This is a genomic window from Streptomyces sp. NPDC048383 (assembly GCF_040651775.1).
Lineage (GTDB): Bacteria > Actinomycetota > Actinomycetes > Streptomycetales > Streptomycetaceae > Streptomyces.
The window spans coordinates 22508-43515 of the sequence record NZ_JBEZKS010000041.1 but is presented as its reverse complement, the minus strand read 5'-3'; the positions used below and the strand labels follow the sequence as shown (position 1 = coordinate 43515).

Sequence of the window (21008 nt, the reverse complement as noted above, 5' to 3'; positions counted from 1 at the left end):
AGAATGCGCGCATGGTGACCGGACAGCGCGGCAGGCCCCGCTCCTTCGACCGCGACGCCGCCCTGGACAAGGCCATGCTCGCCTTCTGGGAGCGCGGGTACGAGGCGACGTCCATCTCCGACCTGACCGCCTCCCTGGGCATCAGCGCGCCCAGCCTCTATGCGGCCTTCGGCGACAAGCGCAAGCTCTTCGACGAGGTCGTCGTGGTGTACGGGGGCCGCTACGGCGACTTCGCGAGCGTGGCCATGGCCGAGGAGCCCACCGCCCGGGACGCCGTACGGCGCATCCTGTTCGAGGCCGCCGAGGTCTACACGGACCCGGCCCACCCGCCGGGCTGCATGGTGATCAGCGCGGCTGTGAACACCACCAGCGAAGAGGTGGCGGAGGCCCTGCGTCAGCGGCGCAACGCCAACCTGCTGATGTTCGAGAGCCGGATCCGCGCGGACGTCGCCGCCGGGGTGCTCCCCGTCGACACCGACGCCGGGGCGCTGGCCCGCTACGCCGGAGCCGTGATCCAGGGAATGTCCGTGCAGTCGCGCGACGGGGCGAGCAGGGAAGAACTGGAAGCGGTCGCGGCGCGGGCGATGCTGGCCTGGCCGGCGTGACCTGATCCGCCGGGAAAGATCCACCGGGAAGGATCCACTGCGGGAATTCCTGAAGGGGGCCCGGAATTCGGCCCGGAAGTTCCTCTGGGCCACGGTGCGGGGAGGGACCCTCGACCCGCCCGGCACCGTAGCCCGGAGTACTTACGGCCGTCGGGTGTGCGGTTCCCGGCGGCCGGTTGGGAGGTGCCTGCGCGGTCAGGGCAGAGCGCGCGGTTACCTCTATCCGTCCTCCTGTGCGGGGAGGGCGGAAGCTTGCCTCAATTGTGGACTAGACCATTCTGCTCTGTCCATCCAATGGCGGGCGTCTTCATCCCGTCACTTCCTCCAACAGTACGCGGACCCGGCCCCTCGTGGGTACTCCTGCGTATTCGCGTGGGGAAAGTCATGGCCGTACCCGGGGTACGCTCGCCAGGTGCCCTCCATGAACGACCTCGTACGCCAGCACACCGCTCTCAGTGAAGCCGAACTGGAGTGGCTCCATCTGCTGGTCTCGGAGTGGCAGCTGCTCTCCGACCTGTCCTTCGCCGACCTCGTGCTGTGGGTGCCCACCCTCGACGGCACCCGGTACGTATCGGTCGCGCAGATGCGCCCGAACACCGGCCCCACCTCCTACCAGGACGACATGGTCGGCCACCTGGTGCCGCGCGGTCGCCGCCCGCTCCTGGACGCCGCCCTCGACGAGGGCCGGATCGTGCGCGAGGGGGACCCGGAGTGGCGCGAGGAGGTGCCCGTGCGGGTCGAGTCGATCCCCGTGCGCCGCGAGGGCCGGGTGCTGGGCGTCATCGCCCGCAACACCAACCTGCTCACTGTGCGTACACCGAGCCGGCTGGAGCTGACCTACCTCCAGTCCGCCTCCGACCTGGCCCAGATGATCGCGGCGGGCTCCTTCCCGTACCCGGGCCAGCAGGTCGACATGGACGCCTCCCCGCGCGTCGGGGACGGCCTCATCCGACTCGACGCCGAGGGCGTGGTGACGTACGCGTCCCCGAACGCCCTCTCCGCCTACCACCGGCTCGGCCTCGCCGCCGACCTGGTGGGCCAGCACCTGGGGACCACCACCGCCGAACTGGCCCCGTCCCGCGGCCCGGTGGACGAGGCGCTGGTGAAGCTGGCCAGCGGCTGGGCCCCCCGGGAGACCGAGGTCGAGGGCACCAGCGGGGTCATCCAGTTGCGGGCGATCCCCCTCAAGCCCAAGGGGACCCGCATCGGTTCCCTCGTGCTGTGTCGCGACGTCACCGAACTGCGCCGTCGCGAACGCGAACTGATCACCAAGGACGCGACCATCCGGGAGATCCACCACCGGGTGAAGAACAACCTCCAGACGGTGGCCGCCCTCCTGCGGCTCCAAGCCCGGCGGATGGATTCGGAGAACGCCCGCGAGGCGCTGAACGAGGCCGTGCGCCGCGTCGGTTCGATCGCGATCGTGCACGAGACGCTGTCTCAGAACCTGGACGAGCGGGTGGAGTTCGACGAGATCGCCGACCGCGTCATCGCGATGGTCGCCGAGATCTCCCCGGGCAAGGTGGCCTGCCGGCGCACCGGCCGCTTCGGGATCCTGGACGCGGAGGTCGCCACTCCGCTGTCGATGGTGCTGACGGAGGTGCTCCAGAACGCGCTGGAACACGCCTTCACCCAGGGGGAGGGCGGCACGGTCGAGGTGGCCGCGATCCGCTCGGGCAGCGGCCGGGCCGACGGCCGGCTCCTGATCACCGTGCTCGACGACGGCTGCGGCCTGCCCGAGGGCTTCGACCCCCAGCGCGCCGGCAACCTCGGGCTGCAGATCGTCCGGACCCTCGTGGAGGGGGAGCTCGGCGGCACCTTCGACATGCTGCGGGCCCAACCGCGCGGCACCAAGGTGGTCCTCGACGTGCCGGCCAGCTCCCAGAAGTAGCCCCCCGGTCCGTCACTCACCGTGACGGACCGGAAGCCGTACCGGCTTCGGGCGGGGTTCGGGCAAAGCACTGAGCCCCGTACCGGGGCCCCACCAGCGGTAGCTGGGGGAGTCCCGGTACGGGGCTCAAGAGCACGTTGCTGAGCGCTGCTATGGGTACTACGCGCTGCGGCTCGAGGCTCGAAAGTCGATGTCAGGCGGTGGCGTTGCGCGCCCGATTGCGAGCGGCGCGGCGCTTCATCGCGCGGCGCTCGTCCTCGCTGAGACCGCCCCAGACGCCGGAGTCCTGACCGGACTCGAGCGCCCACTGCAGGCACTGCTCCATGACGGGGCAGCGGCGGCAGACGGCCTTGGCTTCCTCGATCTGCAGCAGCGCAGGACCGGTGTTGCCGATGGGGAAGAAGAGTTCCGGGTCTTCCTCACGACAAACGGCGTTGTGACGCCAGTCCATGGCTGCTCCATCTCCTTGTATTGCGGGCAGGTTGCTTGTGAATGTGAACGCTTTCACGAATCCCCCCGTGAGGGAAGGGCCGACGCCCAGTTGCCTGGTGCGGTCCGAGATGCGTGGAGGGGTTCTGGCGCTCTGTGTGGGTGCCGGGTGCTGCGGGCTGTCCCGATCGCCATGTAGAGATTCGCAAACCTCGGACGGGGATACAACCCCTTCCGGAAAGTTTTTTTGGATTCGTCGGTGTCTACTAGGTCACAGCCCTAGTTCCTAGGGGTGGACCAGCGTGTAAACGTTCGAGTGAAAGGACTTTTGGCCCTTCCACTCACACAATCACACGCAGTGCCCGGCGTACGCCTGTGAACCGAACGCTGGTGCGCAGTCCGAGGTGATCGCCGTCCATCTGGAAGGGGAGCGGAACCTTCGAATGCAAGGTGAAGTCGGTCAGATCGTGCAGAGACACCGCGTGCTTGCCGTGCGGACCGCGTTCAGGAGTCGAGGTCAGGAGCTGCGTGGCGTACCGGGCGACCGCCGGAGTTGACAAACGATTGAGCGCCAATACGTCAAGCGCGGTATCGAACGAGGCCTCCGGAGAGGCATAGAGGGGCCGGTTCCCCAGGTACGTCCAGGGGGACGTGTTGCAGACTATCGAGAGCACCAGGTCCGTCACCGGATCATGGCCGGGGCGCTCCAGCGTCACCGTGCCGTTCCTGCGGTTCGGCTCCTCCCAGAACTGACGCATGAGCTGCCGCACGTACAGGGCGTGCGTCGAACGCTTGCCGCGTTCGCGCTGCTGCTCCACCCGGCCCACGACACCCGCGTCGAAGCCGAAGCCCGCGCAGAACGTGAACCAGCGCGCCGGGACCGATTCGTCCTCGGTGCCGGGTGAGCCGGCGGCCAGGCCCAGGCCCACCGTCCGCTCGCGCTCCTCGCGCAGGGCGTCCAGGAGGGCCCCGGTCGCCTCGACCGCGTCGTTCGGCAGGCCGAGCGCCCGGGCGAAGACGTTCGTCGATCCGCCGGGGACCACCGCCAGCCTCGGCAGTCGGTCCGGGTCGGGCCCGTCGTGCAGGAGACCGTTGACCACCTCGTTGACCGTGCCGTCGCCGCCGAGGGCCACCACCAGGTCGAAACCCTCGTGCGCGGCCCTGCGGCCCAGGTCACGGGCGTGTCCCCGGTACTCCGTCGTGACCGCCTCCAGCTTCATCTCGCTGGCCAGCGCGTGGGTCAGGACGTCGCGCGTGCGCGCACTGGTCGTCGTCGCTGCTGGGTTGGCCACGAGGAGTGCACGCATGACGGCCAGAGTACCCACCCCGCCTCGGGCATTGCCTACCGACCGTCCCGTACCGCGCCGCCGGCGCGCGGCTACCCTGCTGGGGTGAGCAAGAAGCAGAGCCGTCAGCAGACCCCGAACGTCCCCGCCGCCGCGGTCACCGCTCCCGCGGCGCCGCCCCGACGGCTCACGGCGGCAGCCGTGCTCACGGCGCTGGAGGGCCTGGCCCTGGCCGGGCTGGGCGTCTACATGCTGTTCGTCGGCATCGCGGGCGACCCCGACTCCCCGCAGCAGGCGGAGACCGGCGGGGTGACGCTGCTCGCGCTCGCCGCGCTGCCGCTCGTCGCCGCGCGGGGGCTGCGGCTGGGCCGCCGCTGGAGCCGCGGCCCGGCACTGATCACGCAGCTCATGGCGATGCCGGTGGCGTGGACCCTGTGGACCACCGGCGGCGCGATGACGGCCGCCGCCGTGGCACTGGCCCTGGCCGCCGTCGCCGTGGCCGCCCTGCTGGTGAACCCGACGGCCACCGAGGCGCTCGGGATCGGGCCCGGCGAACAGGCCCGATAACCCCGCTCCTCCCGTACCGCGGGCTACTCCTCGACGAGGAGCTTCTCCCGGAGCTGGGCCAGGGTGCGGGCCAGCAACCGGGACACGTGCATCTGGGAGATGCCGACCTCCTGCGCGATCTGCGACTGGGTCATGTTGCCGAAGAACCGCAGCAACAGGATCCGCTTCTCCCGCGGCGGCAGTCCCTCCAGCAGCGGTTTGAGGGACTCGCGGTACTCGACGCCCTCCAGTGCCTCGTCCTCCGAGCCCAGGGTGTCCGCGACGGCCGGGGATTCGTCGTCCGTGTCCGGCACGTCCAGGGACAGCGTGCTGTAGGCGTTGGCCGACTCCAGCCCCTCCAAGACCTCCTCCTCGGAGATCCCGAGGCGTTCCGCCAGCTCGTGCACCGTCGGCGAACGACCGTGCTGCTGCGAGAGCTCGGCCGTGGCCGTGGTCAGCGACAGCCGCAGCTCCTGGAGGCGGCGGGGGACCCGTACCGCCCAGCCCTTGTCGCGGAAGTGCCGCTTGATCTCGCCGACCACGGTCGGGGTGGCGTACGTCGAGAACTCGACGCCGCGGTCCGGGTCGAACCGGTCCACCGACTTGATCAGGCCGATCGTCGCGACCTGCGTCAGGTCGTCCAGCGGCTCCCCGCGGTTGCGGAACCGCCGTGCCAGGTGCTCGACCAGCGGCAGGTGCATCCGGACCAGCCGGTTGCGCAGTTCCGCGCGCTCGGGTGAGCCCTCGGGCAGCTCGCGCAGCTCGAAGAACAGGGCCCGCGCACCGCTGCGGTCCCGCGGATCCGGCAGCGCCACGGGCGCGGCCGGCACCGCCGGGGCCGTGGCAGCGGCCTCCGGTGGTTGTGGTTGGTCGTGCTGGTTCTCGCTCACAGGGCCCGCCCGTCGCTCCGCCGAGTCCAAAAAGCCGTCTTCCGCATCCGCGTCAGCCGGGTGCGGCCGGGCGTGCTGCTGTTCCGGAATGCCGCCGTCGACCTCGTGCCGTACCCGGGGCCGATCCCCGCCCCGCACCGGGATCTCCCCGCCGCTCACACCGGGCCTGGCCCCGCGCCGCGCTGTTTGTAGAGACTGATGCTCACCGTCCGGTTCTCCTCGACCGTCGCCTCGACCTTGCCGGCCAGCGCCGACAGGACCGTCCACGCGAAGGTGTCGCGTTCGGGCGCGCGGCCGTCGGTGGTCGGCGCCGAGACGGTCACCTCCAGCGAATCGTCCACCAAGCGGAAGACGCAGCTGAGGACGGAGCCGGGCACGGCCTGCTGGAGCAGGATCGCGCAGGCCTCGTCCACCGCGATGCGGAGGTCCTCGATCTCGTCGAGAGTGAAGTCCAAACGGGCTGCGAGGCCGGCCGTGGCCGTTCGCAACACGGACAGGTAGGCACCCGCAGCGGGCAGCCGGACTTCCACGAAGTCCTGGGTCCCGGGCTCGCCTGCGATCTGGGACACCCTCACCTCCAAGGTGGTACGAGCTCTGTTCGCCGGTGACGCTATCGCGATCCGGGTGATCGTGTCGCGGCACCCCTCACAGCGCCCCTTTCGGGGGCGCCCGGGCCGACCGGCCGTGCGTCCAGTGACTGATGGTAAGCCCATGGGTACGCACAGTGGCTAGAGGTCTGCGGGCCCAATTCGGGGGAACCGGCGGGGGGTTGACCTACCCCGGTTCAGACGATCGAACCGTCGACAAAGCACCATCGCCAGGTCTCACCCGGCTCGAAGCTCCGCATCATCGGATGGCCGGTCTCCTGGTGGTGCGCGGTGGCGTGCCGGTGGGGGGAGGAGTCGCAGCACGCGACGTATCCGCACCCGAGGCACATCCGCAACTGCACCGGATGGCTCCCGAGCACCAGACATTCGGGGCAGGTCATCCCATGAGGGACGGGCTCGGGGCGCGGCAGTTCTGCAACGTGGGTGCACTCGCTCATGATGGCCAGCGTACGACCAGGGTGCGGGTGCACGACGCGATGAGGATGGATCGTCATGGAGGTATTGCCGCTGGTGGCGCTGGTGGCGGGGAGTGCCGCGGTGGCGGGCGCGGCCCGCCGCACACCGGTGCCCGCGCCACTGCTGCTCGTCGCGGTCGGACTGATCGCGGCGTACGTCCCGGGCGTGCCGTCGTACGTCCTGGACCCGCACATCGTGCTGCCGTTGCTGCTGCCGCCGTTGCTGCACACGGCCGCGGTGGACAGTTCGTACCTCGACCTGCGCGCCAACATCCGCCCGGTCGCGCTGCTGTCGGTGGGGTACGTGCTCTTCGCGACGCTGGCCGTCGGATACGCGACGTACCTGCTCGTGCCGGGTCTGTCGCTGCCCGTGGCGCTGGTGCTCGGCGCGGTGATCGCCCCGCCGGACGCGGTCGCGGCGACCGCGATCGCCCGCAAGTTGGGGCTGCCGAACCGGATCACGACCATCCTGCAGGGCGAGTCCCTGGTCAACGACGCCACGGCCATCACCGCGTACAAGGTGGCGCTCGCCGCGGCCGTCGGGGTGAGCGCGGGCTGGGCCGGCGGGATCGCGGAGTTCCTGCTGGCCTCGGTCGGCGGGGTCGGCGTGGGGCTGCTGCTGATGGTGCCGATCCACCAGCTGCGCAAGCGGCTGAAGGAACCCCTGCTGCAGAACACCCTGTCGCTGCTGATCCCGTTCGTGGCGTACGCGGCGGCCGAACGGGTGCACGCCTCGGGCGTGCTGGCCGTCGTCGTCGTCGCCCTGTACCTCGGGCACCGGAACTGGCAGGTCGACTTCGCCACCCGGCTCCAGGAGGAGGCGGTGTGGAAGGTGGTCGCGTTCGTCCTGGAGTCGGTGGTCTTCGCGCTGATCGGACTCCAGCTGCCGGTGGTCCTCAAGGGTTTGGAGGAGTACGAGCCCTCGTCCGTGGCCCGGTACGCGGTCCTGGTCTTCCTCGCGGTGGTCGCCGCGCGGTTCCTGTGGGTGTTCCCCGCGACGTTCCTGCCGCGTTGGCTCTCCGAACGGATCCGGCGCCGGGAACCGGAGACCAACTGGAAGGCCCCGGTGATCGTCGGCTGGGCCGGCATGCGGGGCGTCGTATCGCTGGCGATCGCCTTCTCCGTACCGCTGGAGGTCCCGCACCGGAACCTGATCCTGTTCCTCACCTTCACGACCGTCATCGGGACCCTGGTCGTCCAGGGCCTGACGCTGCCGCCGCTGATCAAGCTGCTGAAGCTGCCGGCCCGCGACGTGCGGGCCGAGACGCTCGCCGAGGCGCAGGCGCAGAGCGAGGCCTCGCGGGCGGCCGAGGACCGGCTGGCGGAACTGCTGGAGGACGCGGAGCACAACGCGCTGCCGCCGCCGCTGGTGGAACGGCTGCGCACGGTGCTGGAACGCCGCCGCAACGCGGTGTGGGAGCGGTTGGGAGAGGTCAACGCGCAGACGGGGGAGTCGGCCGACGACGTCTACCGCAGGCTGGCGCGGGAGATGATCGCCGCCGAGCGGGAGGTGTTCGTCGCCCTGCGCGACGCCCGCCGCATCGACGACGAGATGTTGCGCGCGCTGCTGCGCCGGCTGGACCTGGAGGAGGCGGCGGCCTACCGGGAGGAGTCCGCCTGACCGCCTCCGGCGGGTGCGGTCCGGTGCTGTCGGCGCTGTCGGTGGTGTCGGTCGGGTCGGTGGGGGGCGCGGGCCCACCGGCGGATCACGGTCGGCCCGTGACGACGGCGGCCAGGGTGGTGCCGTCGGGGAAGGTCCCCGACGCGGTGAGGGCGACCAGGGCCCACAGCAGCTTCGCGACGTAGATCCGCTCGACGGGGAAGCCGTGGCGGGCCCCGAAGTCCGCGGCGAAGACCTCCAGGGCGTCCGGGACGCGGGCGTAGCCGCCGTGGTCGAAGCCCTCGGCCAGGCTCCAGTCACCGGCCGGCCCGCCGAAGGCGGCCTCCTGGAGGGAACGTATCTCCGCCCTCAGGAAGCCGCCCGCGAGGACCGGGACGCCGAGCGCCCGCTGGCCGGGGTCGAGGCCGGCCGCCAAGCCGGCGAGGGTGCCGCCGGTGCCGCAGGCCACCGCGACCACGTCGGCCGCGCCGCGCAGTTCGTGGCCGAGCCCGGCGCAGCCCCGCAGGGCGAGGGCGTTGCTGCCGCCCTCGGGGACGACGTACGCGCCGGCGGCGCCCGCCTCGGCCAGCAGCCGGTCGCGCGTACGGGGCTCCGCCTTGCGGCGGTAGTCGGAGCGGGTCACGAAGCGCAGCCGCATGCCGTCCGCCGCGCACCGGGCGAGGGAGTCGTTGAGGGGGCGGTCGGCGAGTTCGTCCCCGCGCACGATGCCGGTGGTGCGCAGCCCGAGCAGCCGACCGGCGGCCGCGGTGGCCCGCAGGTGGTTGGAGTAGGCCCCGCCGAAGGTGACGACCTCCCCGTGACCCGCCTCCAGAGCGGCCCGGAGATTGGGCGCGAGCTTGCGCCACTTGTTGCCGGGCAGCTCCGGATGCACGAGGTCGTCCCGCTTGAGCAACAGCCGGACCCCGCGCGCGGCGAACCGCTCGTCGACCACCTCGACCAACGGGGAGGGCGGACGGGGACGCAGTTCGGGGTGGCTCACCGCTTCATTGTCGGCCCCGGTGGCGGGTGGGGCGGCCCGTCACTTGAGGCGTTCCGCCACGCGGGCCCGCATCGAGGCCATCGTGAAGCCCCTGGGGTCGACCTTGCCGGGTTGCCATTCGAGGTGGCCGATGACCGACGGGGCGCTCCAGCGGTGGAAGCGGCAGACCGCGGCCGCCGCGCGGGCGATGGCGTCGAGTTGGACGGCGGGCCAGGGGTCCTTGCCATCGCCGAGGTTCTCGCACTCGAAGCCGTAGAAGTGGCGGTTGCCGTCGGTGTTCGCCTCGTGGTCGGCGGGCAGGCGCTTCTCGGCGATGACGGCGGCCAGGACGTCGGAGTCGCCGGAGCCGGCGTGGTTGGTCCGGCCGTGGCCGACCAGGTGGACCCGGCCGTCCTTGGCGATGACGCCGTGGCAGAGCGGGCCGGGCAGGTCCGCGTGTCCGTCGCGGCAGAGGGCGACGGTGTAGGGGGTGCCGCGGGTGACGGTGTGGTGGATCATCACGCCGTGGACGGGGCCCCAGGGGCCCTTGTGGTTGCGGTTGTGGGTGCGCCAGGCCCCGACCTCGACCACGGTCAGGCCCTCGTTCCGGAGTGCTGTGATGAAACGGTCCGCGGACATGGGTGCGGCCATGGCCGCCTCCTTTGCGGTGCGTGGGAGACACACTCCGTGTGCGTCTCGTCACGTTCCGGTGTAGTGGAGGCGACCCTTCCGGGGCTAGGGCGTTCGTACGGCGAGCGAGCGGATCCGGCCGGCCGTCAGGCCGATGCCAGCCACAGGTCCGGGCCGAACACCTCGTAGTGGATGTCCGACGCCGGCACCCCCTTGGCGATCAGCTGCGCGCGCACCGCCCGCATGAACGGCAGCGGTCCGCACAGGTAGGCGGTGGTGCCGGGGGCGACCGGGACGTCCGTCAGGTCGACCAGGCCGGTGGCGTCGCCGGGCTCCGCAGACTCCTCGTACCAGAAGCGGGCCGAGGCGTCGGCGAGCTTGTGGGTGAGGGCGCGGTGGTCGGCGCGCAGGGCGTGGTCGGCGGGTGAGCGGTCGGCGTGCAGGACGGTGACGGGGGCCGCGTGCCCGGTCTCGGCCAGGTGTTCCAACATCGACAGCATCGGGGTGCAGCCGATGCCGGCCGACGCGAGCAGCACCGGCGCGGAGCCGCCGCGCAGGACCAGGTCCCCGTACGGGGCGGAGACGCGCAGCCGGTCCCCGGTGCGGACCCGGGCGTGCAGGTGGTTCGAGACCTCGCCGTCGGGGCCGCCGGCGGTCGGGCCGTGGACGCGCTTGACGGTGATCGCGCGGATCGGGGAGCCGGGGGCCCGGGAGAGGCTGTACTGGCGGATCTGGCGGGCCCCGTCGGCGAGTTCGACCTGGACGGAGACGTACTGGCCCGGCCGGAAGTCGGGGGCGGGGGCGCCGTCGGCCGGGGCCAGGTGGAACGAGGTGCAGTCCGCCGTCTCCTCGACCCGCGCGGCCACCGTCCACTCCCGCCACACGTCCCCGGCGAGGACCCGCTGCTCGGCGTACAGGCGCTCCTCGATGGCGGCGAGGGCGTTGGCCATCAGCCAGTAGACCTCGTCCCAGGCCTCGGCGACCTCGGGGGTGACGGCCTCGCCGAGGATCTCGACGATCGCGGCGAACAGGTGCGTGTGGACGACCGCGTACTGCTCGCGGGTGACGCCGAGCGAGGCGTGCTTGTGGGCGATGCGGCCGAGCATCACGTCGGGACGGGTGCCGGGGTTCTCGACCAAGTGGGTCGCGAAGGCGGCGATGGAGCCGGCGAGGGCCTGCTTCTGGAGCCCGGCGTTCTGGTTGCCGCGGTTGAACAGGTCGCGCAGCAGCTCCGGGTGAGCCGCGAACAGCTCGCGGTAGAAGAGGTCCGTGATGTCGCCGATCGCCGCCCTGACGGCGGGCAGGGTGGCACGTACGGTCGCGGTCGACTTCTCGGACAGCATGGGGGCTCCTCGCTTAATTGGTATATGTGATGCGTATTCAAGGACGGAAAAAAGGCCCGTGACGGTACGGACATTTGTTCGTGCAGCTCTACGCCCGCACCCCGGACGGGCTGAACGGCGGGCCGAATCAGCCATCCGGCCCGAGTCGGCGGGCCCTGCGGCCGCCTCAGGTCGGGCCTCGGGTCGGCCCCCCGGTCGGGCCGCTGGTCCCGGCGCCGGATCCGCCCGAGAGGCTCAGCAGCAGCGGGCCCGTCGGGCTCGCCACCAGGTCGTTCACCGTGAGCGGGTCCAGCGCGGCGAAGAACGCCTCCTGGGCCCGGCGCAGCGCGCCGCGCAGGACGCAGGCGCCGCGCAGCGGGCAGGGGGTGGCGCCGTCGCAGTCCACGACATCGCCGGCGCCCTCCAGTTCGCGCACCACGCCGCCGATCGAGGCGGCCCGTCCGGAGGCGGCGAGCGCGAGCCCGCCGCCCCGGCCCCGGCGCGCCTCGATCAGCCCCAGGTGCTGGAGTCGGGCGACCACCTTGGCGGTGTGGGTGTACGGAACCTGCATGCCGGCGGCCACTTCCCGGGTCGTGGGGAGGTCCGCCTCCTGGACGGCCAGGCGCATGAGCACGCGCAGTGCCAGGTCGGTGAATCGGGTCAGCCGCATGGCCGCAGCTTAAATTGCAGCTCCGATGCAAGTTAAAGCGGGGGCCGCGACCGTCGGGCCCGGGTGGCGAGCGCTGAATGGCCGAAAAGAGCGGTTCGTCGCCGGCGGGGCGGACCGGTGTGACCGCTGAGGATGCCCACACCCACACGGAGTAGTCCCACCCTTTTGTGTAATGGTCCGGCTGCGTTGCGTACTGGAAGGCTTTCGTACCGCATACCCATGGAGTGATCGAAAGGGATAGACATGTCGGTCCAGGCAGGTTCCGAAACCGAAGCCCAGACACCGCAGCGCAGTCTCGGCACCTCGGCCGCACGGAACTTGGCAACCACGACCAAGTCCGCGCCGCAGATGCAGGAGATCACCTCGCGGTGGCTGCTGAAGATGCTCCCGTGGGTCCCCGTGCAGGGCGGTACGTACCGCGTCAACCGCAGGCTGAGCTACTCGGTCGGCGACGGACGCGTGGAGTTCATCAAGACCGGGACCCAGGTCCAGGTCATCCCCGCCGAGCTGGGCGAACTGCCCTTGCTGCGCGACTACGAAGACGAGGCCGTCCTCACCGAACTCGCCGCCCGCTGCCAGCAGGTCGACTTCGAGACCGGTCAGGAACTCACCTCCTTCGGCAACGCCTCCGACAAGGTCTTCCTCCTCGCCCACGGCCGCGTCGACCACGTCGGCCCGGGCCCCTACGGCGAGGACGCCGTCCTGCGGACCGTCGCCGACGGCGCCTACTTCGGGGAGGACGCCCTCACCGACGACGAGGCCATCTGGGAGTACACGGCCCGCGCCGCCACCCCCGGTACCGCCCTCGTCCTCTCCCGCCAGGACTTCCAGCTCCTCGCCGACCGGGTCGACTCCCTGCGCGAGCACGTCGAGGACGTGCGGACCGCGCCCGCCCGGCGCACCAACAAGTACGGCGAGGCCGCGATCGACCTCTCCGCCGGCCACCAGGGCGAGGCCGTACTGCCCGGCACCTTCGTCGACTACGAGGGCTCGCCGCGCGAGTACGAGCTCTCCATCGCGCAGACGGTCCTGCGCGTGCACACCCGCGTGGCCGACCTGTACAACCAGCCGATGAACCAGACCGAGCAGCAGTTGCGGCTCACGGTCGAGGCGCTGCGCGAGCGCCAGGAGCACGAGATGCTCAACAACCGCGAGTTCGGTCTGCTGCACAACGCCGAGTACGACCAGCGCATCCAGCCCCACGACGGCGCGCCCACGCCCGACGACATGGACCAGCTGCTGAGCATGCGACGCGGCTCCAAGATGTTCCTCGCGCACCCCAAGGCGATCGCCGCCTTCGGCCGCGAGTGCAACAAGCGCGGCCTGTACCCCGAGACCATCGACATCGGCGGGAACCGGGTGCCGTCCTGGCGCGGAGTGCCGATCTTCCCGTCCAACAAGATCCCGATCAGTGACGCCCGTACGACCTCCATCCTGTGCATGCGCACCGGCGAGGAGGAGCAGGGCGTGATCGGCCTGCACCAGCCCGGGATCCCCGACGAGATCGAGCCGAGCCTGTCGGTGCGCTTCATGGGCATCAGCGAGCAGGCGATCATCTCCTACCTGGTCACCGCCTACTTCTCCGCCGCGGTACTGGTGCCGGACGCGCTCGGTGTCCTGGAGAACGTCGAGATCGGCCGCTGGCGCTGATGACCCCCAACGCCGTCGCCACGGGCGAGGGGCAGGAAGCGGCGGTCCTGCTGCAGCGCACGAGGGAAACGGTCAACCCGCGGCTGCGCCGGACGGTCGAGAGCCTGCCGGGCTCCATGCGGGACGTGGCCATGTATCACTTCGGCTGGCAGGAGGCGGACGGCAGCCCGGCCGCGGGCAACGCGGGCAAGGCCATCCGGCCGGCACTCGTACTGGCCTCGGCGCAGGCCGTGGGCGGGCCGCCCGGAGTCGCCGAGGACGCCGTACGGGCGGCGGTCGCCGTGGAGTTGGCGCACAACTTCACGCTGCTGCACGACGACGTCATCGACAAGGACGTCCAACGGCGCGGCCGGGCCACGGCGTGGACCGTGTTCGGCATCCCGGACGCGGTCATCACGGGCGACGCGATGATGGCGCTCGCGCTGGGGCAGCTCGCCGAGGACCCCCACCCGGCCTCGTCGGCGGCCTCGGCCCGGCTCGCGGCCTGCGTCATCGAGCTCTGCGCGGGACAGCAGGCGGACTGCGCCTTCGAGCGCCGGCCGGACGTCTCCCTGGACGAGTGCCTGACGATGGCGACGGCCAAGACCGGCGCCCTGCTCGGCTGCGCGTGCGCGCTCGGCGCGCTGTACGCGGGCGCAGGGCCGGAGGAGGTCGACGCGATGGACGCCTTCGGCCGGGAGGCCGGGCTGGCCTTCCAGCTGATCGACGACCTGATCGGCATCTGGGGCGACCCCGGGCACACCGGCAAACCTGCGGGGGCCGACCTGGTCGCGCGCAAGAAGTCCCTCCCGGTCGTGGCCGCCCTCACCTCGGGCACCGAGGCGGGCCTGGAGCTGGCGGCGCTGTACGCGGGGCCGATGACCGAGGACGACGTGCGGCGGGCGGCCCGGGCCGTGGACCGGGCGGGCGGCCGCGACTGGGCGCAGGCCCACGCGGCCGACCGGATGGGTCGGGCGGTGCAGGAGCTGTCCCGGGCCGTCCCGGACCTCGCGGCGGCGGGCGGCCTGCTGGCGCTGGCGGAGTTCGTCACGCGCCGGACGAAGTGACGCGGCGGGTGAGGTGACGCGGCGGACGGAACGACGCAGCGGGTGGAGCGACGCGTCGGACGGAGTGACCCTCCGGACGGGGTGATCCTTCGGACGGGGTGATCCTTCGGACGGGGTGATCCTTCGGACGGAGTGGCGCGCCGGACGCGCAGTGACGCGCCCCTCGCGATGAACACGTACGGGTCCGAGGCCTGTTCCGGCACCACCACGGTGCCGGAACGGGCCTTTCCGCGTCGGAGCGCCAACTCTAGGATCATTCGCGGTTGTTGACACGTGAGTGAAGGGTGTGACCTGTGGTGCTGGAGATACGTCAGGCGGATCATTCCGAGCGGGACGCGGTGGCGCGGCTGCTCGACGAGGCCTTCCGGGACGACCCGGTCAGCAGCTGGGTCTTCCCCGATCCGCGACACCGTGCCGCCGTCCACGGGAAGTTCCTCGGCGTCTTCGTCGACGTCGCCTTGGAGGAGGGTCGGATCGACCGTACGGCCGACGGCGCCGCGGCCGCGCTGTGGCTGCGGGTGCCGGCGGGCGAGCCGGAGGGCGAGGACGAGGTCCCGGCGCGGATGCGCGCGGTGGCCGATCCGGACAACGAGCGCTGCGAGCTGGTCGGCCGGCTCACCGGGGAGGTCCATCCGACCGCCGAGGAGCACGAGTACCTGCTGATGATCGCCGTCGCGCCGGACCGGCAGGGCGAGGGGCTGGGCACCGAGCTGATCCGCCCGGTGCTGGAGCGCTGCGACCGTGACGGGGTGCCCGCCTACCTGGAGGCGAGCAGCGAGCGCAGCATGCGCCTGTACGAACGGCTGGGTTGGGAGTTCACGGGTCGGACGGTGCGGCTGCCCGGGGGGCCGCCGATGTGGCCGATGTGGCGCAAGCCGCAGGGCTGACGGACCTGCGCGCGCGGGCTCCCGGGAAAAGGGTCTGGGCAAAGTACTTCAGGTGAAGTACTTTGTTCGACGCGCCCCGGTGCGGTGGCGCTGTCCAGGGGAAGAGAATCGCTTGCGCACGCTCACGTACTTCATCGCCACCACGGTCGACGGCTTCATCGGGGCCCCGGACGGCGATGCCGATTTCCTCCACGGCCACCTCGACGCCGAGTTCGTCGGCCATCTGGCGGCCGAGTACCCGGAGACGATCTCCGCGGGGGGCCGAGCCCAGCTCGGCATCGAGGACGCCGCCCCGAAGCGGTTCGACGCGGTCCTGATGGGCCGCCGCACCTACGAGCCCGGCCTGAAGGTGGGCATGACCAGCCCCTACGGCCACCTGCGCGAGCAGTACGTCGTCTCGCGCTCCCTGGGCGTGGCGCCCGACCCGCGGGTGACGGTGATCTCCGGCGACGTGGCGGCGAAGGTCCGCGAGCTCAAGGCCCGTGACGGGCTCGGCATCTGGTTGTGCGGCGGCGCCGACCTCGCGGGGCAGCTCGCCGACGAGATCGACGCGTACGTGGTGAAGACCTACCCGGTCGTCGTGGGGACCGGTATGCCGATGTCCCGGGCCGGATTCGGCGTGCGCCCGCTGGAGTTGACCGGCTGCACGGTCCTCGGCGGCGGCCAGACGGTGACGAGCTACACCGTCAAGCGCTGACCCGCATGGGCGGCGGTCGCCCCGCAGGCCGGGCACGAGCAGCAGACGTGCCCGGGCTGCGGGAGCCCGCCGAGACGGTGGTCGGCCGGGTCGGCCGGGCACCCCCGGAGGCCCCTGGGGCGCCTCCGGAGGTCCTGCGGGGAGGCCGACCGGCCCTGGGGGCCGACGGCCGGCCCCACGAGGCGAGGGGTCAGCCCTGCGCGCCGGTGATCAGCCCTTCGAGCCGAGGCCCGAGGCGGCCAGGCCGTTCGCCCAGAGCTGGTTCACGCGCGCCCGCTCGGTGCTGTTCGGGGTGGCGTTCTGGCACGAGGTCCCCGGTCCGCCGCCCGACATCAGCTCGCTGCACGGACCCGAGTAGTGGTCCGGCAGCCCCAGCACGTGGCCGGTCTCGTGCGAGGTCACCCGGGTGGAGTTGTACTGCTGGTTCTGCCGGTAGTCGAGGAAGATGTAGCCCCGGCCGTGCCCGTCGGTGCTGGCGTACGAGCCCCGGGAGTCGTTGCCCTCGCGGTACGAGAAGTTCCCGCCGGAGGCCACCTCCTGGAGCTTCACGTTGGTCACCGAGCTGTTCCAGATCCGCGTGGAGTTGGCTATCTGGGTGCGGAAGCTGGGCGCGCTGCGGGTGTTGTAGGTGACGGTGACCGCGAGGGCGCCCGGGTTCGCCGCGCGCTGCTCGGCGATCGAGCGCTGCACGGCGTCGAAGAAGGCGCGGTTGGCGCTCTCGTTCTCCTGCGAGCGCTCGTACGCCGCGTAGGAGGAGGCGCTGCCGGCGGGGGCGGCGGCGCTGGCGGTGGGGACGATGCCGCCGAGCGCGGCGGCGACGCCGAGACCGACGGTGGCGGCCAGCGTGGCCTTGCGGGAGTGGCGCATGTGGGGGAGCTCCTACTCATCCGGTGTGGGGGGTGGTCGTTCGGTACCGGAGTCTGCGGGAGCACCAGGGGCCGGCGGATGATGTCAGCGCCCGATAACGCGGGCCTATCGGGAAGTTTTCGGTAGGCCAACTGGCGTGAGAATGGCGGGATTCGGGGGGCTATCGGTGGCTGGTGCGGTCCACCGGCGCCGCCCTACTCTCGGGTCATGGAGCTTGAGGTGAGGCACCTGCGCGCGCTGTGCGCCATCGCCGACGCCGGCAGTCTGCACAAGGCCGCGCGGCAGCTCGGCGTGAGCCAGCCCTCACTGACCACCCAGCTGCGGCGCATCGAACGGGCCCTGGACGGCGAACTGTTCCTGCGCGAGCGGACCGGATGCCGGCCAACGCCCTTCGGGCGCACGGTACTCGGCCGGGCGCGGCCGTTATTGGCCGAGATGGCGGCGCTGGTCGCCGAGGCGCGGGCCGCCGCGCACGGACCGCGGCTGCGGATCGGCTCGACCGCGAGCCGGGCCCTGCCGGGATGGTTGCGCAGGCTCCACCGAAGACACCCCGACGCCGAGACCTCGCTGGTCGTCGACGTCTCGGCCAACGTGCTGCTGCGGATGGTGGACGCCGGTCAGCTGGACGTGGCGTTCGTCCACGAGGTCGAGGGCAGTCCGCTGCGGGTGCCCGCGGGCCTCCAACTGCACGTACTGATGGAGCGCGAGCCGCAGTTCGTCTCCATGTCCCGGGACCATCCGGCGGCGAGCTCGCCCATCGTGAAGCTGGCGGACCTGGCGCGCGACCGGTGGACGGTCGACCCCTCCGTCGACGGTGAATGGGACGGGCTGCGGCGGGTGTTCGCCGGGGCCGGCCTCGACCCGCCCGTCCTGCACGCCGACTACCACACGGCGACTTCGCTGATCATCTCCGGCGAGGCCGTGGCGCCCTGCCAGCCCACGTCCGGGCCGCGGCAGGACATGGCCATCCGGCCGCTGTCGGGGGACCCCCTCGCGGTGCGGCTGCTGCTCGCGACGCGGCCGGGCGCGCACGCGGAGGTCTTCGAGGACCTGCGCGCCGCCTACCGGGAGGTGGCGCTCGACACCCCGCCGTACCGGGCGTGGCTGCGGCACCACGGGAACCGGCTGCTGGTGGCCTGAGCCGCCCCGCGCGCGGCGCCCCGTGCCCTGCCGGCCGACCCACGGGCTCCGGGGCGGGTTCCGTTGTATCGCGACATGCTGCTTGACTTCCCCGAGCCGCGATATATCGTGTCCTAGGAGACGCGATATGTTGCGTGCCGTCCACGAGGAGGAGCAGCACCATGACAGAGCAGATGACGTGGTCCGTCGCCGCGCCCCAGAAGCTGGCCTTCGAGCAGCCGGTGACGGAGCTGCGGGTCCGCGTCGTCGGCGGCACGGTCAACGTGGTCGCCGCGGACGAGGGTTCCGCCCGACTGGAGGTGGCCGAGGTCGAGGGCCCGCCGCTGCACGTGGTGCAGGAGGGCGGCACGCTCACCCTGTCCTACGAGGACCTCCCCTGGAACGGCTCGCAGGGCCTCAAGAAGTGGTTCGAGGGCAAGCCGTGGAAGGCCTGGTCCGGTTCCTCGGAGGACGGGCGCAAGGCCTGGGAGCGCAGCGTCTCCGTCACCGTCGCCGTGCCCGCCGGCACCCGCGTCCAGGTGGCCGCCGTCAGCGCCGCGACCTTCGTCTCCGGCATCGCCGGTCCGGTCGACGTCAACGGGGTCTCGGGCGACACGACGCTCGTCGGGCTCTCCGGGCGGGTCAAGGCGCACACGGTCTCGGGCAGCGTCGAGGCGCAGTCCGTCACCGGTGACCTCGGCTTCCACTCGGTCTCCGGCGGGCTGACGGTGGTAGACGGCTGCGGCGGCAGCGTACGGGCCGACTCGGTCAGCGGGGACATGCTCATCGACCTGGCCCCGGACACGGCCGCGCCGAAGCCGGTGGAGATCTTCCTGAACTCGGTCTCCGGCGAGGTCGCCATCCGCCTCCCGCACCCCGCCGACGCCAAGGTGGAGGCCAACACCGCCACCGGCGGCGTCTCCAACGCCTTCGAGGACCTCCGGGTCTCCGGTCAGCTCGGCGCCAAGCGCATCACCGGCACCCTGGGCACGGGCGCGGGCACCCTGCGGGCCACCACGGTCTCCGGTGCCATCGCGCTCCTGCGCCGCCCGCCGGCCGAGGCCGACGCCCCCCTCCAGCTCGACAAGAAGGTGCTCTGACATGCCGCCCGTCTTCGCCCACGGCCGCCTCCGCCTCTACCTCCTCAAGTTGCTCGACGAGGCCCCGCGCCACGGGTACGAGGTGATCCGGCTGCTGGAGGAGCGCTTCCAGGGCCTGTACGCGCCGTCCGCCGGCACCGTGTACCCGCGGCTGGCCAAGCTGGAGGTTGAGGGGCTCGTCACCCACGCGACCGAGGGCGGGCGCAAGGTGTACTCGATCACCGAGGCGGGCCGCGCCGAACTCGCCGACCGGGGCGGCGAACTGGCCGACCTGGAGCTGGAGATCCGCGACTCCGTGTCCGAGCTCGCCGCCGAGATCCGCGACGACGTCCGGGGGGCCGCCGGTGACCTGCGCCGCGAGATGCGGGCGGCGGCCGCGGCTTCCGCGACGGCGACCCACGTCGAGGACGAGTCCTGGAAGGCGGCCAAGGAGGAGCTCCGCAAGGCCAAGGCCGAGTGGAAGGAGCAGGCCCGCCGGGCGAAGGACGAGAGCCGCCGGGCCCGCGAAGAGGCCCAGCAGGCCCGCCGCCAGGCCAAGGAGGCGCAGGAGCGGGCCCGCGAGGAGGTCCAGCGGATCGCGGCGCAGCTCCAGGAGCAGTTCATGAAGCCGGGCGGGGTCCTGGGCAACCTGGCCGGAGCCTGGCTGGGCGGCGGTGGCAACGGTGGTCACGGGGCCGCCGACGGCGGTACGGGAGCCGCCGGCGCGGACCGGGCCGCCGGGGCGACGACCCCCGACCACGGGTGGGCCGAGGACCTGACGGCCGGCTCCGACCCGGCGCGGGACCTGGACCGGCTGCTGGACCGCTTCCGCGACGACGTGCGCGACGCGGCCCGGGATCACGGCGTGACCCCGGCCCAGCTGGCCGAGGCCCGCGCCCACCTCGCGGCGGCCGCCGGCCGCATCGCGGCGGGGCTGCGCCCGGGGGCGTAGGCCCCGCCGGCGGGCGGGCGCCGGTCAGGCGGCCAGGCCCCGCTCCGCCGTCGCGTACGTGACGCCGTGGTCCGCGAGGACCTCGGCGACCGTGCCGGGTCGTGAGAGCAGGGCCAACAGCAGGTGCAGGGTGCCGATGTGACGGTCCTTGCGGCCCAGGGCGATCCGCAGCGACTGCTCCAGCGCCTTCTTGGCGCCCCCGGTGAAGGGGACGTGGCGCCGCTCGGGGTCGTCGGGGCGCCCGAGCGCGGAGCGCAGCGAGGACCCCAGGGTCCGCCGGCGCGGGGCCGGTGAGGACAGGGCGCCCGTGCCGTGGGTCTCCTCGAACCGGGCGACGATCTCCCCGAGGTCGATGCCCAACCCGGCCAGGGCCTCCTCGTCGGCCCGGGACATGCCCCCGCGCCGCCGGACGTCGGCCAGGGCCGCCGCCACCGACGCGCGGTCCACCCCCAGCGGATCCAGGGCGCCCAGGGTCAGCAGCGAGAGCAACAGGTGCTCCTCGGCCACGGTGGACGCGCCCGCGTGCCGGGCCTCGGTCACCGCTCCCGACACCGCGTCGCGGGCGTCCCGGGTGAAGCGTTCGAACATCACAGCCTCCCGTGTTTCTTGTGCACGGCCTGCCGGCTGACGCCCAGCTCGGCCGCGATCTCCTGCCAGGACCAGCCCTGCGCGCGGGCACCGCGTACCTGTACGGCCTCCAACTGCTCCAGCAGGCGGCGCAGGGCGGCCACGGCACGCAGGCCCACACGGGGGTCCCGGTCTCCGGCTCGTTCGGCGAGATCGGTGGCTTCCGTCATGCC

General features: G+C 72.2%; 23 protein-coding genes. 11 read left to right on the top strand and 12 right to left on the bottom strand.

What is annotated here, in order from left to right:
• Positions 1-11 precede the first annotated feature (11 nt).
• Together AB0D46_RS25620 and AB0D46_RS25615 are read left to right on the top strand one after the other, a co-directional pair.
• Positions 12-605 (top strand): TetR/AcrR family transcriptional regulator, encoded by a 594-nt coding sequence (locus tag AB0D46_RS25620; RefSeq protein ID WP_362880695.1) that lies wholly within the window; start codon positions 12-14, stop codon positions 603-605.
• Positions 606-1026: 421 nt separating this feature from the next.
• Entirely contained in the window at positions 1027-2496 is a 1470-nt protein-coding gene (locus AB0D46_RS25615; protein WP_362880740.1) for a PAS domain-containing sensor histidine kinase, read from the top strand.
• Between the two features lie 193 nt (positions 2497-2689).
• On the opposite strand, the gene AB0D46_RS25610 is transcribed toward AB0D46_RS25615, so the two are convergent.
• Positions 2690-2947 carry a WhiB family transcriptional regulator gene (locus tag AB0D46_RS25610; protein ID WP_004937597.1) on the bottom strand — a complete coding sequence of 86 codons (258 nt, stop codon included), beginning with the start codon at positions 2945-2947 and terminating at the stop codon, positions 2690-2692.
• 319 nt (positions 2948-3266) lie between these two features.
• Complete coding sequence (locus AB0D46_RS25605) at positions 3267-4232, bottom strand: diacylglycerol kinase family protein (protein ID WP_362880693.1); 966 nt, start codon at positions 4230-4232, stop codon at positions 3267-3269.
• 84 nt (positions 4233-4316) lie between these two features.
• On the opposite strand from AB0D46_RS25605, the gene AB0D46_RS25600 reads away from it, so the two are divergent.
• On the top strand, positions 4317-4778 hold the full coding sequence (locus AB0D46_RS25600) for a hypothetical protein (RefSeq protein ID WP_362880692.1): 462 nt from the start codon (positions 4317-4319) through the stop codon (positions 4776-4778).
• A 23-nt stretch (positions 4779-4801) separates the two neighbouring features.
• Here AB0D46_RS25600 and AB0D46_RS25595 read toward each other — a convergent pair whose 3' ends face one another.
• From AB0D46_RS25595 to AB0D46_RS25585, 3 genes are all read right to left on the bottom strand, one after another.
• Positions 4802-5791 (bottom strand): RNA polymerase sigma factor SigF, encoded by a 990-nt coding sequence (locus AB0D46_RS25595; protein WP_362880738.1) that lies wholly within the window; start codon positions 5789-5791, stop codon positions 4802-4804.
• Between the two features lie 11 nt (positions 5792-5802).
• Positions 5803-6216, bottom strand: a complete 414-nt coding sequence (locus AB0D46_RS25590; RefSeq protein ID WP_281208104.1) for an anti-sigma regulatory factor — start codon at positions 6214-6216, stop codon at positions 5803-5805.
• A gap of 215 nt (positions 6217-6431) precedes the next feature.
• Positions 6432-6692: a UBP-type zinc finger domain-containing protein gene (locus tag AB0D46_RS25585; RefSeq protein WP_362880690.1), complete on the bottom strand. Its 261-nt coding sequence runs from the start codon at positions 6690-6692 to the stop codon at positions 6432-6434.
• Between the two features lie 55 nt (positions 6693-6747).
• Between AB0D46_RS25585 and AB0D46_RS25580 the strand changes: the two genes are divergently transcribed.
• Positions 6748-8331, top strand: a complete 1584-nt coding sequence (locus AB0D46_RS25580; protein ID WP_362880689.1) for a Na+/H+ antiporter — start codon at positions 6748-6750, stop codon at positions 8329-8331.
• An 85-nt stretch (positions 8332-8416) separates the two neighbouring features.
• Here AB0D46_RS25580 and AB0D46_RS25575 read toward each other — a convergent pair whose 3' ends face one another.
• From AB0D46_RS25575 to AB0D46_RS25560, 4 genes are all read right to left on the bottom strand, one after another.
• The gene (locus AB0D46_RS25575; RefSeq protein ID WP_362880687.1) at positions 8417-9310 is read right to left on the bottom strand and encodes a pyridoxal-phosphate dependent enzyme; all 894 of its coding nucleotides are present in this window, start codon (positions 9308-9310) and stop codon (positions 8417-8419) included.
• 39 nt (positions 9311-9349) lie between these two features.
• A complete protein-coding gene (locus AB0D46_RS25570; RefSeq protein ID WP_362880685.1) occupies positions 9350-9940 on the bottom strand; it encodes an N-acetylmuramoyl-L-alanine amidase in 591 nt (196 codons plus the stop codon).
• 125 nt (positions 9941-10065) lie between these two features.
• The gene (locus tag AB0D46_RS25565; protein WP_362880683.1) at positions 10066-11262 is read right to left on the bottom strand and encodes a globin domain-containing protein; all 1197 of its coding nucleotides are present in this window, start codon (positions 11260-11262) and stop codon (positions 10066-10068) included.
• Positions 11263-11428: 166 nt separating this feature from the next.
• Positions 11429-11911, bottom strand: a complete 483-nt coding sequence (locus tag AB0D46_RS25560; protein ID WP_362880682.1) for an Rrf2 family transcriptional regulator — start codon at positions 11909-11911, stop codon at positions 11429-11431.
• 243 nt (positions 11912-12154) lie between these two features.
• Here AB0D46_RS25560 and AB0D46_RS25555 point away from each other — a divergent pair, with 243 nt between their 5' ends.
• The 4 genes from AB0D46_RS25555 to AB0D46_RS25540 all read left to right on the top strand — a co-directional run bounded on the left by AB0D46_RS25555 (position 12155) and on the right by AB0D46_RS25540 (position 16191).
• A complete protein-coding gene (locus tag AB0D46_RS25555) occupies positions 12155-13561 on the top strand; it encodes a family 2B encapsulin nanocompartment shell protein (protein WP_362880680.1) in 1407 nt (468 codons plus the stop codon).
• Positions 13561-14607, top strand: coding sequence for a family 2 encapsulin nanocompartment cargo protein polyprenyl transferase (locus AB0D46_RS25550; protein ID WP_362880678.1), 1047 nt, complete (start codon positions 13561-13563; stop codon positions 14605-14607). Before AB0D46_RS25555 ends, AB0D46_RS25550 begins: the two co-directional genes overlap by 1 nt.
• A gap of 293 nt (positions 14608-14900) precedes the next feature.
• A complete protein-coding gene (locus tag AB0D46_RS25545) occupies positions 14901-15494 on the top strand; it encodes a GNAT family N-acetyltransferase (RefSeq protein WP_362880677.1) in 594 nt (197 codons plus the stop codon).
• A gap of 112 nt (positions 15495-15606) precedes the next feature.
• Positions 15607-16191: a dihydrofolate reductase family protein gene (locus tag AB0D46_RS25540; protein WP_362880675.1), complete on the top strand. Its 585-nt coding sequence runs from the start codon at positions 15607-15609 to the stop codon at positions 16189-16191.
• Between the two features lie 210 nt (positions 16192-16401).
• Here AB0D46_RS25540 and snpA read toward each other — a convergent pair whose 3' ends face one another.
• The gene (gene snpA / locus AB0D46_RS25535; RefSeq protein WP_362880673.1) at positions 16402-17058 is read right to left on the bottom strand and encodes a snapalysin; all 657 of its coding nucleotides are present in this window, start codon (positions 17056-17058) and stop codon (positions 16402-16404) included.
• Positions 17059-17265: 207 nt separating this feature from the next.
• Here snpA and AB0D46_RS25530 point away from each other — a divergent pair, with 207 nt between their 5' ends.
• From AB0D46_RS25530 to AB0D46_RS25520, 3 genes are all read left to right on the top strand, one after another.
• Positions 17266-18198, top strand: a complete 933-nt coding sequence (locus tag AB0D46_RS25530) for a LysR family transcriptional regulator (protein ID WP_362880671.1) — start codon at positions 17266-17268, stop codon at positions 18196-18198.
• Between the two features lie 161 nt (positions 18199-18359).
• Complete coding sequence (locus AB0D46_RS25525) at positions 18360-19277, top strand: DUF4097 family beta strand repeat-containing protein (protein ID WP_362880670.1); 918 nt, start codon at positions 18360-18362, stop codon at positions 19275-19277.
• A gap of 1 nt (position 19278) precedes the next feature.
• A complete protein-coding gene (locus AB0D46_RS25520; RefSeq protein ID WP_362880668.1) occupies positions 19279-20208 on the top strand; it encodes a helix-turn-helix transcriptional regulator in 930 nt (309 codons plus the stop codon).
• Between the two features lie 24 nt (positions 20209-20232).
• Here AB0D46_RS25520 and AB0D46_RS25515 read toward each other — a convergent pair whose 3' ends face one another.
• Together AB0D46_RS25515 and AB0D46_RS25510 are read right to left on the bottom strand one after the other, a co-directional pair.
• Positions 20233-20796 carry a Clp protease N-terminal domain-containing protein gene (locus AB0D46_RS25515; protein ID WP_362880666.1) on the bottom strand — a complete coding sequence of 188 codons (564 nt, stop codon included), beginning with the start codon at positions 20794-20796 and terminating at the stop codon, positions 20233-20235.
• The gene (locus AB0D46_RS25510) at positions 20796-21005 is read right to left on the bottom strand and encodes a helix-turn-helix domain-containing protein (protein WP_243336126.1); all 210 of its coding nucleotides are present in this window, start codon (positions 21003-21005) and stop codon (positions 20796-20798) included. Before AB0D46_RS25510 ends, AB0D46_RS25515 begins: the two co-directional genes overlap by 1 nt.
• Positions 21006-21008: the final 3 nt, after the last annotated feature.